The 12900-nt window shown below is 71.2% G+C and carries 11 protein-coding genes; 3 read left to right on the top strand and 8 right to left on the bottom strand.

What is annotated here, in order from left to right; genetic code table 11:
* The 7 genes from MYF83_RS18680 to MYF83_RS18710 all read right to left on the bottom strand — a co-directional run.
* The coding region (locus tag MYF83_RS18680; RefSeq protein WP_248961747.1) for an HAD family hydrolase at positions 1 to 721 on the bottom strand (721 nt) is incomplete at its 3' end.
* Between the two features lie 56 nt (positions 722 to 777).
* The gene (locus MYF83_RS18685) at positions 778 to 2514 is read right to left on the bottom strand and encodes a glycoside hydrolase family 3 protein (RefSeq protein WP_248961748.1); all 1737 of its coding nucleotides are present in this window, start codon (positions 2512 to 2514) and stop codon (positions 778 to 780) included.
* Between the two features lie 177 nt (positions 2515 to 2691).
* Complete coding sequence (gene ptsP, locus MYF83_RS18690; RefSeq protein ID WP_248961749.1) at positions 2692 to 4362, bottom strand: phosphoenolpyruvate--protein phosphotransferase; 1671 nt, start codon at positions 4360 to 4362, stop codon at positions 2692 to 2694.
* A 22-nt stretch (positions 4363 to 4384) separates the two neighbouring features.
* On the bottom strand, positions 4385 to 4642 hold the full coding sequence (locus MYF83_RS18695; RefSeq protein ID WP_248961750.1) for an HPr family phosphocarrier protein: 258 nt from the start codon (positions 4640 to 4642) through the stop codon (positions 4385 to 4387).
* A gap of 336 nt (positions 4643 to 4978) precedes the next feature.
* Positions 4979 to 5431, bottom strand: coding sequence for a PTS sugar transporter subunit IIA (locus MYF83_RS18700; RefSeq protein ID WP_248961751.1), 453 nt, complete (start codon positions 5429 to 5431; stop codon positions 4979 to 4981).
* Positions 5432 to 5455: 24 nt separating this feature from the next.
* The gene (locus tag MYF83_RS18705; RefSeq protein WP_248961752.1) at positions 5456 to 5692 is read right to left on the bottom strand and encodes a PTS sugar transporter subunit IIB; all 237 of its coding nucleotides are present in this window, start codon (positions 5690 to 5692) and stop codon (positions 5456 to 5458) included.
* 40 nt (positions 5693 to 5732) lie between these two features.
* A complete protein-coding gene (locus MYF83_RS18710) occupies positions 5733 to 6767 on the bottom strand; it encodes an SIS domain-containing protein (protein ID WP_248961753.1) in 1035 nt (344 codons plus the stop codon).
* A 157-nt stretch (positions 6768 to 6924) separates the two neighbouring features.
* On the opposite strand from MYF83_RS18710, the gene MYF83_RS18715 reads away from it, so the two are divergent.
* The 3 genes from MYF83_RS18715 to MYF83_RS18725 all read left to right on the top strand — a co-directional run bounded on the left by MYF83_RS18715 (position 6925) and on the right by MYF83_RS18725 (position 9959).
* Positions 6925 to 7665 (top strand): GntR family transcriptional regulator, encoded by a 741-nt coding sequence (locus MYF83_RS18715; RefSeq protein WP_248961754.1) that lies wholly within the window; start codon positions 6925 to 6927, stop codon positions 7663 to 7665.
* A gap of 28 nt (positions 7666 to 7693) precedes the next feature.
* A complete protein-coding gene (locus MYF83_RS18720) occupies positions 7694 to 9037 on the top strand; it encodes a PTS transporter subunit EIIC (protein WP_248961755.1) in 1344 nt (447 codons plus the stop codon).
* Positions 9038 to 9326: 289 nt separating this feature from the next.
* Positions 9327 to 9959 (top strand): Rv3235 family protein, encoded by a 633-nt coding sequence (locus tag MYF83_RS18725; protein ID WP_248961756.1) that lies wholly within the window; start codon positions 9327 to 9329, stop codon positions 9957 to 9959.
* Positions 9960 to 10041: 82 nt separating this feature from the next.
* Here the strand turns inward: MYF83_RS18725 and secA are convergent, their stop codons facing one another.
* Positions 10042 to 12846 carry a preprotein translocase subunit SecA gene (gene secA, locus MYF83_RS18730; protein WP_248961757.1) on the bottom strand — a complete coding sequence of 935 codons (2805 nt, stop codon included), beginning with the start codon at positions 12844 to 12846 and terminating at the stop codon, positions 10042 to 10044.
* Positions 12847 to 12900: the final 54 nt, after the last annotated feature.

Raw genomic sequence — 12900 nt, forward strand, 5'->3', positions numbered from 1 at the left:
AGCGGAGGGGGAGGCTGCACAGGGCTTCCACGGCGGCGATGGTCGTGTCGGCGTCGCGGTGGTGCAGGCCGATGAGGCCGAGCGCGCGGGCGGCCTCGATGTTGGCCTCGATGTCGTCGATGAAGACGCACTCCTGCGGGAGCAGCCCGACGAGGCCGAGGGCGTGGTGGAAGATGCGCGGCTCGGGCTTGCGCATGCCGACCTCGCCGGAGATGACGACCTGGTCGAAGTAGTGGTCCCAGCCGTCCCGGGTGTAGTGGTTGCCCCAGGAGTTGGAGACCAGGCAGGTCGCAAGGCCCGCAGATCGCGCGGCGCGCAGCATCTCGTACATCGGCTGCACCGGGCGGAATCCGGCGAACATCCGCGTGAGCAGCCCGTCGGCGACCGGTGGCGCGCCGTGGCGGGTGACGAGCCGCGCGGCCAGGTCGCGTTCGAACGTCGCGACGTCGATCTCTCCGCGCTCCAGCGCGTGGATGGGGTTCTCGCCGTTTTCTCCACGCTCCGGCGCGTGGATGGGGCTCACGCCGTTTTCTCCGCGCCCCGGCGCGTGGGTGGGGTTCCCGCTGGGGGCGCCGTCCTCGTAGGCGTGTCGTACGAGCGCCCGCATGAGGTCGCGGTAGTGCACGGCGTCGATGCCGTCGGCCTCGAGCCATTCGGCGATCGCTTCGTGCAGGCTGGTGGTCAGCACGCCACCCCAGTCGATCAGCACACCCTTCAGCACGTCTGCTCCTCAGGTCCAGTTGAGCTGGGCCTTTCAGGGTAAGCCGAGTGGTCCGGCTACCCAGCGGCCAGCCCCACCGGAAGGACCCCCTTCGGGGTGAGCGCGCCGGTCAGGGCCTTGGCCGCCGCCCTGAGAGAGGCGTCGCCGTCGGAGTAGACGGCCAGTGCCGAGTCGTAGCCCCGCAGCCGCGCCAGCTCGTACGGGGCGCCCATCGACACCACGATCACCTTCTTGCCGGTCTCGCCCATCGCGGACACCAGGCGGGCCTGGGCGGGCCCCGCGTCCTTGGTCGTGACCACGACGGTGTCGGCCCGGGAGGCGGCCGACCGGGCGCTCGCGATCTGGGACGCCGTCGGGGTGTCGCCGGTGCCGGAGGCGGACGCCCCGTCCAGCATGCCCGCGAGGCGCTTGCCGGCCGGGCCGGTGACCATCACGTGCCCCTTGACCGGGAGTCCTTTGATGCCCTTGACGGGGGTCACGGAGCGGTCGGCGATGCCCTGGGCGGTCTTGCGGTGCTCGCCGGAGCGCACCACCTTGGCCGCCTCCCCGGAGCCCGCCAGGGGGCCGTCCAGGATGCCCCGGGCGGCCTTCAGCGTCAGCAGCCGCGTGACGGACCGGTCGAGCCGCTCGCGGGAGATGCGCCCGGACTTCACCGCGTCGAGCACAGCGCCGTAGGCCTTGCGGAAGTCGGGCGGCATGAGCAGCAGGTCCACGCCCGCGAGGATCGCCCGCACGGCCACCTCGGCGTCCCCGTACTTCTCGCGAACCCCCTGCATGTCCAGGGCGTCGGTGGTCACCACGCCGTCGTAGCCGAGCTTGTCGCGCAGCAGCCCGGTCAGGATGGGCTTGGACAGGGTCGCGGGGTCCCCTGAGGGGTCGAGCTTCGGCATCACGACGTGGGCGGACATCACGATGTCGACGCCGTGACGGGCGGCCGCCTTGAACGGGGGGGCGTCCAGCCGCTCCCACTGGGCGCGGGTGTGGCCGATGACGGGCAGGCCGCTGTGGCTGTCGACCTTGGTGTCGCCGTGCCCGGGGAAGTGCTTGGCGGCGCTGCCCACCCCCGCGTCGTGGAACCCGTCCACCGCGGCCCCGACCATGGCAGCGACCCGCGCCGGGTCGGATCCGTACGAGCGTGAGCCGATCACCGGGTTCGCCGGGTTGACGTTGACGTCGGCCACCGGCGCGAAGTCCACGTTGATGCCGAGGGCGCGCAGTTCCTCGCCGGTGACCCGGGCCGCGGCGCGGGCGTCGCGGGGGTCGCGCGTGGCGCCGATGGCCATGCTTCCCGGCACGTCGGTGACGATGGGGCCGAGCCTCGAGACGACTCCGTTCTCCTGGTCGACCGCGATGATCAGGGGGGTCTTCGACGCCTTCTGCAGGCCGCGGGTCAGCGCGACCATCTGCTCGGCGCCGCTGACGTTCCCGGCCCAGGGGAACAGGATGACGCCGCCCGGGTGGTACTTCCTGATCGCCCCGGCGGGGGTGGCCGCGCCGAATCTGGCCTGGTTCTCGCTGTGGGACCCGTCGGCGCGCGGGCCGTACAGAACGGGCATGAACAGCTGGCCGACCTTCTCCGGAAGGCTCATCGCGGCGAGGGTCGCGGCGACCGAGGGACGGGGGGACGCGCTCGCCGACGGCGTCGCGGAGGCGGAGGCGGAGGCGGCGGTGCTGGTGGAAGGCCGCGCGCTCGTACGCGAAGGCGCCTGATCGGCCCTGGACGGCTCGCCGGCGCATCCGGCCGTCATCGTCGCGACCATCAGAAGCACCACTGCGGGGAGAGGACCAGCCATGCCCCCACCGTAGCCGCGTCGTTCACCGGCGGTCGCCCCCGTCGCCGACCCCCCACCGGCCGGCCGGGGAGGGGTGAGCCCCGGCGGCGGTACGGCCGAGCGGTCGACGCCGCGGAGGCCCTGGTCAGCGGCGGGTCAGCAGCCCGGGTCGGCGTCCCAGAGCTCTGGGCCGGCGGCTCAGAGGCCCAGTTCGGCCAGCCCGAGGAGGTGGGCCCGGGCGGCGGTGCGGGCGGCTTCGGCGGTGCTCTCTGCCCGGGCGGCGACGGCGGCGGCCCGGCACTGGTCGAGCGTGTGCCGGGCCAGCGCGGCGCGTACCCAGGGCAGCGCCGGAGCGCCCATCGACAGCGAGGTCACGCCGAGGCCGACGAGCACGCAGGCGAGCGCCGGGTCGGAGCAGGCCTCGCCGCAGACGCCGCACGGGACGCCCGCCGAGGCGGCCATGGCCACCAGGTCGAGCAGGACGGGTTGCCAGGGGTCCTGGAAGGCGGTCAGCGCGCCCACCTCGCGGTCGGCCGCGAAGGCGTACTGCGCGAGGTCGTTGGTCCCGATGGAGAAGAAGTCGACTATGGGGGCGAGGTCGCCGGCCCGGAGCGCCGCGGCCGGAACCTCGATCATGATGCCCGCGGAGCGCAGGCCCGCGGCCCGGCACGCTCCCACGAACCAGGCGGCCTCCTCGGGGGTCGCCACCATCGGGGCCATGACCTGGACCTGCGCGGACGCGTCCTGGGCGGCGCGCGCGAGCGCCTGGAGCTGCCCGACCATCACATCAGGAAATATGCGCAGGATGCGCACGCCACGCTCGCCGAGGGCCGGGTTGGGCTCGTTCTCCGTGGGCGGGAGGAAGCCGAGCGGCTTGTCCCCGCCTGCGTCGAGCACGCGCACCACCACCGGGCCGCCAGGGAAGGAGGAGAGGATCTCGCGGTAGGCCTGCTCCTGCTCCTCCTCCGAGGGCGCCTGGTCCCGGTCGAGGAAGAGGAACTCCGTGCGGTAGAGCCCGACGCCCTCGGCGCCGTATTCGAGGGCCGCCGCGAGGTCGCGCGGTCCCCCGATGTTCGCCAGCATGGCCACGGGCCACCCGTCCGCGGTCGCGCCCGGGCCGGTGGCCGTGGCCAGCGCCGTGTCGCGGGCCTCGGCGGCCTGGATCGTCATCGCGACCTCGTCCTCGGAGGGCAGCAGGCCGACCGTGCCGGTGGTGCCGTCGACCAGGACCAGCGTCCCGTTCACGATGGACGTCGCTCCCGCGCACGCCACGACGGCCGGTACTCCCATGGCGCGGGCGAGGATCGCGGTGTGGCTGGTCGGGCCGCCCTGCTCGGTGATGAAGGCGGCGACGATGTCCTTGGAGAGCAACGCGGTGTCGGCGGGCGCGAGGTCGTGGGCGACCAGCACGTACGGCTTCTCCGCCTCCTCGGGCAGCCCGGGCATCGGCCGCCCGGTCAGCTCGGCGATCACCCGGTCCCGGATGTCCTCCAGGTCGGCCACCCGCTGGCCGAGGTATCCCCCGATCTCCGCCAGGATGTCGTTGTATCTCATGAAAGCTTCGTAGACCGCCCGCTCGGCGGCCGTACCGGCGTTGATCAGCTCGCCGACCTCGGCGGACAGCACCGGATCGCGGGCGATCAGCGCCTGCGCGACGAGCACGTCCTGCGCGTCGCCGCCGGCCGCCTCACCGCGCGCCTCCAGCTCGGCGGCCACCCGCTCCACGGCCGCCTCCACCCGTGCCACCTCGGCCACCACATCGCCGCCGTGCCGCGATCCCGCGGCGGGCTCCGGGACGGCGGCGCCCAGAAGGTACGCCGGACCGTATCCCGCGCCGGGACTGACCCCGGCTCCCGTCATCCTCTCCATGAGCGCCCGTCTCGCAACGGTCTCAGGGGGCCGAGACGATCGCGGCCAGCTCGTCCAAGACCTGGTCGGCGCCGTCACCGTCGGCGTGGATCACGATGACCTCACCGTTCCTGACGTCCAGCGCCAAGATCGAGAGAATGCTCTTGGCGCTGACGGGCGCGCCCCCCGGCTTGGCCACGGTGATGTCGATGGGCGCCTTGGCTGCGGTCTGCACGAACGTCGCCGCAGGGCGGGCGTGCAGGCCGACAGCTGACTCCACGATGACCTTGCGCTCGGCCACGGTTCCTCCTCAAGCGGGTTCGGGCGGTCCAGACCACCCGTTTCACAAGCTGTACGGCTAGCACGTTATTCCGAAACACGCTTTATATCGGGAACGGCCAGCCAACGCCGGGCGGATCGGACGTGGCTGGATAGGCACGGACTGTTCGCTCGTGGTGGGCGTCACCCGGGCTCACTGGTCTCACTCCCAACTCGGGTGGCGAGGTCTCATCATCCCTCGAACAGTCATACCCGCCCCTCGCCCCACACGGCGAGGTCCACCGGCGCCGGCTGCCACGGGTTCGGTCCTCCGGGGCCGATCCACGGCTCACGCTGCCCCATGCCGGCACCGCCGGCCCTAGTCCCACCGGAACAGCTCCTCGCCCGCCCGTACGGCGCCGCCGGCCGCGAGGGTCGCGCGGACCGTGCCGGGACGGGCGTCCAGGGCGACCACCGGGCACAGCGGCGACCTGCCCCCCGCCGCGATCGCGCCGGGGTCCCAGGCGACGACGGGCTGCCCGGCGCGCACCCTGTCCCCCTCGCAGGCGAGGAGCCTGAACCCCTCGCCCTTGAGCAGCACCGTGTCGATGCCCAGGTGGACCAGGACGGCCCTGCCGTCCTCGCCGCCGATCACGTAGGCGTGCGGGTGGAGCTTGAGGATCAGTCCCGAGATCGGGGCGAGCACCTCGCCCGGCTCCCTGGCCGGGTCGATGGCCGTCCCCGGCCCCACCAGGCCTTCGGAGAACACCGGATCGGGCACGGCGGCCAGCCCGACGACGTACCCCGCCACCGGTGCGAGAACAGTCGTCATGTCACTCCCACCCGGCGCGGGGTCTCAGTCGATGAGATCGTCGATGTCGGAGGCGATCGTGTCGGCGTCCGGCCCCACCACGACCTGGACGACGTTGCCCGCCGCCATGACGCCGTGGGCGCCGGCGGCCCTCAGCGCGGCATGGTCCACCTTGGAGGCGTCACGCACCTCGGTGCGGAGGCGGGTGATGCACGGCTCTATGTCGATGATGTTGTCGACGCCACCGAGCCCGGCGATGATCGCGTTGGCGTCTGCCGCCATGTCCGTCCTCCTCATTACGCCCGAGGCAAAGCTAGCGGCGCTATTCGGTCTGCGTCACCTTGTTCAGGCCGCGAGGAGAATCGGGGTCGATGCCCCGCCGGCGGGCGAGGGCCTCGGTCAGCAGCTGCCCCGGCACGATGAGGCCCATCGGCGCCACCCACTCGGGCAGCGCGGGACCGTTGAGCGCCGCCGTGGCGGCCCCGGCGAGCTCGGGGCCGCCGCCGACGCTGTACGCCGACGCCCCTGCGCCGGTCACCCGCCGGGCCAGGGCCACGGTGCCGGGCAGCGTGGGGCCCTCGTCGGCCGCGACCAGCAGCGCGGGCGTGCGCTCGTCCACGACCGCGATCGGGCCGTGCAGCAGGTCGGCGTACGACAGGCCCATGGCGTGCAGGTAACACGCCTCCTTGAGCTTGAGCGCGGTCTCCAGGGCGGTGGAGAACGCCATGCCGCGGCCGGAGACCACGACGCCGGACACGTCGGCCAGCCCCTCCACCACGGCGTCGAGGTCGCCCGGATCGGCGATCAGCTGCTCGACGGCGTCCGGGACGCGGTCTAGGTCGGCGGCGTCCACATCCGCGCCGAGGCCGAGAGCCAGCACGGCGAGGGCCGCGAGCTGGGTGGTGTAGGTCTTGGTGGCCGGGACGGCCTTCTCCTCGCCCGCCTGCGTGCACAGCGCCAGGTGGGCGACCTCGGCGAGCGGCGACCGCTCTCCGCCGTTGGTGATCGCGACCGTGCCGGCGCCGCAGTCCCTGGCCCAGGCCAGGGTCTCGACGATCTCCTCGGTCTTGCCCGACTGGGAGAGCGCGACGGCGAGCACGCCGGTGAGGTCGAGCTTGCGCTTGTAGGTCGTCGCGATGGAGGGCGCGGCCAGCGAGGACATCCGGCCCGCGTGCGCCTCGATCAGGTAGCGGCCGTAGACCGCGGCGTTGTCGGAGGTGCCCCTGGCGATGAAGATGAGCTGCCGGGTCTGCCCGGCCAGGGCCTTAACCTCGCCGATCCTCGGCAGCAGGGCATCGAGGGTGGCTCTCAGCGCGGCCGGCTGCTCGGCTATCTCGCTGCGCATCTTGGTCATCATCGGTGCCCGTCCTTCGGCTGCGGAGGGCGAGATCGGGCCGTTATCGATCCGTCGCCGGTCCGTACGTTGACACTCATTTCTGGCGTGTGGTCTAGTCCGGACTAGACCAGCACAAACCTTAACTCATCCCCGCACAGAGATCGAGAGGAGGACAACAGTGGCCCAGATCGACCCCGACAGCCCCGTGCCGAAGTACTTCCAGCTTCGCGAGATCCTCCTCGACCTCATCGAGAGCAACGAGCTTTCCATCGGAGCGGCGATCCCCTCCGAACGGGAGCTCTGCCAGCGTTTCGGCCTGTCACGGATGACTGTACGCCAGGCGGTCGATCATCTGGTGTCCGAGGGGCGGCTGCACCGCGTCGCGGGCAAGGGCACCTTCGTGGCCCGTCCGAAGATCGAGATGGCGCTGCGGCTCACCTCCTTCAGCGACGACATGCGGGCCCGGGGCATGGAGCCCGGCTCCCGCGACCTGGATCGGCGGGTGGTCCGGGCCAGCGCCCACCTGGCACGCGAACTCGGCATCCAGCCGGGCGAGGCCGTGCACTTCATCGAGCGGCTGCGCACGGCGGACGGGGAGCCGCTGTGCATCGAGCGGGCCCACATCCCGGTCTCCTTCGCGCCCGACCTGGGCTCCCACGACCTGTCCGGCCGATCCCTGTACGCGCTGCTCGAGTCACGCCACGGGGTGGTGCTGGACGCGGGAGAGCTGACCATCGACGGCGGCATCGCCGACCCCGGCGACGCCGACCTGCTCAAGCTGCCGCGAGGCGGCGCCGTGCTGCTCCTCCAGCGCCGGTCGTTCTCCGGCGGCGTCTGCGTCGAGTTCGGGGTCTCGACCTACCGTGCCGATCGGTACCAGCTCCGCACGGTGCTGGAGATTCCGACGCGGCGCAGCTAGCCTCCCTTCCCATATCTGGAGGAAGCCGATGAGCCCCCCTTCGGCCGACGCCGATCTGCCCGCGTCGCCCTCGCGCATATCGGCCCTCATGGCGGTCCTGTCCCGCATCGGCCGTTCCCTGATGCTGCCCATCGCCGCCCTCCCCGCGGCCGGCCTGCTGCTCCGGCTCGGCCAGGACGACCTGCTCGGACGGACCGACAACGCCGCCCTCGACAAGATCGCAGAGGTCGTGGGGGGCGCGGGCGGGGTGCTCTTCGACAACCTTCCCCTCCTGTTCGCCATCGGCGTGGCCGTCGGGTTCGCCCGCCGCTCCGACGGCTCCACGGCGCTCGCCGCGCTGATCGGCTACCTGGTCTTCGACCGGGTGTCCCGGCTGATGTTCTTCGACGCCTCCGGGTACGTCGTGCACGCCCGGGTCGCCCAGACGGTCGTCGGCACCGACGGCAAGCCGGTGGAGGTCATCGACCTGGCGTCGGGCAACCCGACCGGCGTGCTCGGCGGCATCGTCATCGGGATCACCGCGGCGCTGCTGTACCAGCGCTACCACCGCATCAAGCTGCCCACCTGGCTGGCGTTCTTCGGCGGCCGCCGGTTCGTCCCCATCGTCACGGCGTTCGCGGCGCTCATCCTCGGCGTCGTCTTCGGCCTGCTCTGGCAGCCCGTGGGCGAGGGGATGACGACGTTCGGCCGGTGGCTCGCGGACCACTCCACGGCCGGGGCGGGGATCTACGGCGTCGCCAACCGGCTGCTCATCCCCTTCGGGCTGCACCACTTCCTGAACTCCATCGTGTGGTTCCAGGTGCCCGACTGCACGGTCGGCGGCAAGCAGTTCACCGGGGATCTCACCTGCTACCTGCAGGGCAACCCGGGATCGGGCGAGTTCATGGCCGGGTTCTTCCCCGTCATCATGTTCGGCCTGCCCGCCGCCGCCATCGCCATCTGGCGGGCCGCGCCGCCGCACCGCCGGCGTGCCGTCGGCGGCATCATGATCTCGGCGGCGCTCGTGGCCTTCGTCACCGGGATCACCGAGCCGATCGAGTTCGCGTTCATCTTCGTGGCCCCGCTGCTCTTTGTGATCCACGCTCTGCTCACCGGGCTGTCGATGGCGCTGGTGGCCGCCTTGGACGGGCATCTGGGCTTCAGCTTCTCGGCCGGCGCCATCGACGCGACGCTCAACGCCACCAAGTCCAACACCGACCGGTTCTGGCAGATCATGCTCCTCGGGGTGATCTACGCGGTGGTGTACTACGTGGTGTTCAGCTTCCTGATCAAGCGGCTGAACATCCTGACCCCGGGGCGCGAGCCCGAGCCGGACATCGACGCGGGCGAGGCCACCGGGTCATCGCCCGGCACGCGGACCCCGGCACCCTGAGCGTCGCGGGCTCGCGGACCCCGGCACCCTGAGCGTCGCCGCCCCGAGCACCAGCAGGCCCTTGCCCCATCGGAACGCCGCCGGCAGGCATTTTCGGACGGCCACCGATGTGGCCGGCGACCGCCCGAATATGGAGCTCTTCGCGAGCGGACACGCCAACTCGAGGTGATCGTTCCGCCCGCAATCCGTACGAACCGCACGCCTGGCCGGCAAGTTGGCCGCGCCGGTATCAGTGGGCGGGGCCGGAAACTCCATAGTTCGTCAATCCCCGACGACACCGGAGTGCCCGATGCCACGCCCCTCCCGCCCGGTCACGCTCCCTCGCCTGCGTTCCGTTCCCCCGGCCGACCCGCCCTACGACGACGAGCGCGCCCCGGGCTTCGCACCCCCGCCCCCCACCCAGGGCGCCCTCGCCCTCTCCTACGACCCCCCGCTCGAGACGCCGGCCCCGTACGGCTCGCCGGCCTCGTACGGCGCACCGCACGAGACGCCGGGCACGTACGGCGCACCACACGAGACGGCGGTCGCGGGCGGCGCACCGCACGAGAGGCGGGTTGCGGGCGGCCCGGTTCGGGAAGCACGGCCCGCGGGTCCTCGTCTCCGCGCGGCGGGCTCGCCGCCCGACGAGCGCAGGCTGCGCGGCCTCGGGCAGGCCCTCGCCGAGATACTGGCGGGCCGGCGGTCACCCAGCACGGTCGCCGACCGGCTGACCGAGAGGGCGTACGCCGAGCTGGTGCGCGCCGGCAAGATGATCCACACCAGACGGCCGCCGCTCGTCGCGCTGCCCCACGTCAAGCAGCCACGTGACGGGGCCGTCGAGGCGTGCCTGCTGATCCACTGCGGGGAGCGCAGCCACGTCCTGGCGCTCCGCCTGGAACGGCACGGCGTCCAGTGGCTGTGCACCGAGTTCGAGACGGCCTGACCACATCCGCAGCGCTCACGCGAACGGCCCCGCGACCCACAAAGGGGTCGCGGGGCCGTTCCGGCGGCTATGGCGTGGCGGGTCAGGCGTTGGTGTTCTTCGGGTCGCCGTGGCAGCGCTTGTACTTCTTGCCGGAGCCGCAGGGGCAGGGGGCGTTGCGCTCGACGTTGCCGTAGGCGGCGCGCTCCTCGGCCGTGGTGCGGACCCGGGTCTGCTCCACGTCGCCGCTCTCGCCCGGGGCGCTGTAGATCATCTCGGTGGGCCGCTGCGGACGGCGCAGCGCCTTGGAGATGATCGCCTGCGCCTCGGAGACACCGGCGTCCTGCGGTGCGACCTCCTCGACGATCGGGTTGTCCTGCACCTCGATCTCGAGGTTGAACAGGAAGCCGACCGACTCCTCCTTGATCCCGTCCAGCATGGCGGCGAACATGTCGAAGCCCTCGCGCTGGTACTCGATCACCGGGTCGCGCTGGGCGTACGCCCGCAGCGCGATGCCGTCACGGAGGTAGTCCATCTCGTAAAGGTGCTCGCGCCACTTGCGGTCGAGCACCGAGAGGATGACCCGCCGCTCCACCTCGCGCACGCTCTCGGCGCCGAGCTCCTCCTCGCGCCGGTCGTACGCCGCGAGGGCGTCGGCCTTGACCCAGTCGCCGAGGATCTGCGGCGTGAGGTTCTCCCGCTCGCCGCCGGCCTCCTGCTCGATGAGCTCGTCGACCGTGACCGAGATCGGGTAGAGCTGCTGGAAGGCCTTCCAGAGCTTGTCGAGGTCCCACTCTTCGGCGAACCCCTCGGCGGTCGCCGCCTGGACGTACCCGTCGACGACCTCGGTGATGAACTCGCGCACCTGCTCGTGCAGGTCGGCGCCCTCCAGGACGCGGTGGCGCTCGGCGTAGATCACCTTGCGCTGGCGGTTCATGACCTCGTCGTACTTCAGAACGTCCTTGCGGATCTCGAAGTTCTGCTGCTCGACCTGGTGCTGAGCGGAGGCGATGGCCTTGGAGACGATGCCCGACTCGATCGGCACGTCCTCGGGGATGTTCAGCCGCGTCATGATCATCTCGACGCGGGCGGAGTTGAACAGCCGCATCAGGTCGTCCTCGAGGGACAGGTAGAAGCGGGACTCGCCCGGGTCGCCCTGCCGGCCGGACCGGCCGCGGAGCTGGTTGTCGATGCGGCGGGACTCGTGGCGCTCGGTGCCGAGGACGTACAGGCCGCCCAGCTCGGTGACCTCGTCGTGCTCGGCCTTGACGGCCTCCTTGGCCTTCTCGAGAGCCTCGGGCCAGGCCTTCTCGTACTCGTCGGGCGTCTCCGACGGGGACAGGCCGCGCTGCTGCAGCTCGATGTCGGCGCGGAACTCGGGGTTGCCGCCGAGCATGATGTCGGTGCCTCGACCGGCCATGTTGGTGGCGACGGTCACGGCGTGCTTGCGGCCCGCCTCGGCGACGATCGTCGCCTCACGGGCGTGGTTCTTCGCGTTCAGGACCTCGTGGGTGACGCCGGCGCGCTTGAGCGCCTTGGAGAGCTTCTCGGACTTCTCCACCGAGGTGGTGCCGACGAGGACCGGCTGGCCCTTCTCGAAGCGCTCCTTGATGTCCTGGACGCAGGCGTTGAACTTGGCGTCCTCGGTCTTGTAGACCACGTCGGCCTGGTCCTTGCGGATCATCGGCCGGTTCGTCGGGATCGGGATGACGCCGAGCTTGTAGGTCTGGTGGAACTCGTTCGCCTCGGTGGTCGCCGTGCCGGTCATGCCGGCGAGCTTGGAGTACAGGCGGAAGTAGTTCTGCAGCGTGACGGTCGCGAGGGTCTGGTTCTCGTCCTTGACCTTCACGGCCTCCTTGGCCTCGATGGCCTGGTGCATGCCCTCGTTGTAGCGGCGGCCGTGCAGGACGCGGCCGGTGAACTCGTCGACGATCAGGACCTCACCGTCGACGACGATGTAGTCCTTGTCCTTCTTGTAGAGCTCTTTGGCCTTGATGGCGTTGTTGAGGAAGCCGACGAGGTGGGTGTGCTCGGGCTTGTACAGGTTGTCGATGCCGAGCCAGTCTTCGACCCGCTCGACACCGGCCTCGAGGACGCCGACCGTGCGCTTCTTCTCGTCGACGATGTAGTCGCCGGTGCTCTCCTCGCCGTCCTTGCCCTCGACACCGCGGCGGAGGCGGGGGACGATCTTGGCGAACTCCTGGTACCACTTGCCGGACTGCTCGCCGGGACCGGAGATGATCAGCGGCGTGCGGGCCTCGTCGATGAGGATGGAGTCGACCTCGTCCACGATCGCGTAGTTGTGACCGCGCTGGACGCACTCCTCCAGCGACCACGCCATGTTGTCGCGCAGGTAGTCGAAGCCGAACTCGTTGTTCGTGCCGTAGGTGATGTCGGCGTTGTACTGCTTGCGGCGCTCGTCCGGCGCCATGTTGGCGAGGATGACGCCGACCTCGAGCCCGAGGAAGCGGTGCACGCGGCCCATGTTCTCGGCGTCACGCTTGGCCAGGTAGTCGTTGACCGTGACGACGTGGACGCCATCGCCGGAGATCGCGTTGAGGTACGCGGGGAGCGTACAGGTCAGGGTCTTGCCCTCACCGGTGCGCATCTCGGAGATGTTGCCGAGGTGGAGCGCGGCGCCGCCCATGATCTGCACGTCGAAGTGGCGCTGTCCGAGGACCCTGCGGGCCGCCTCGCGCACGGTCGCGAACGCTTCGGGAAGCAGATCGTCGAGCGACTCGCCGTCGGTGTGACGCTGCTTGAACTCAGCGGTCAGCGCGCGCAGCTCGGCGTCGCTGAGGCTGGTGAAGTCGGACTCGATGGAATTGACCTGCTCGGAGATCCGCTTCAGCTTGCGCAGGACCTTGCCCTCGCCGGCGCGAAGAATCTTGTCGAGAATGGCTGGCACTTTTTGTAAAGCTCCTCGCAGGTCTGTACCGCGGCCCGACGGCTGCGGAGGAGA

The organism is Sphaerisporangium perillae, from assembly GCF_023276435.1.
Taxonomy (GTDB): Bacteria; Actinomycetota; Actinomycetes; order Streptosporangiales; family Streptosporangiaceae; genus Sphaerisporangium; species Sphaerisporangium perillae.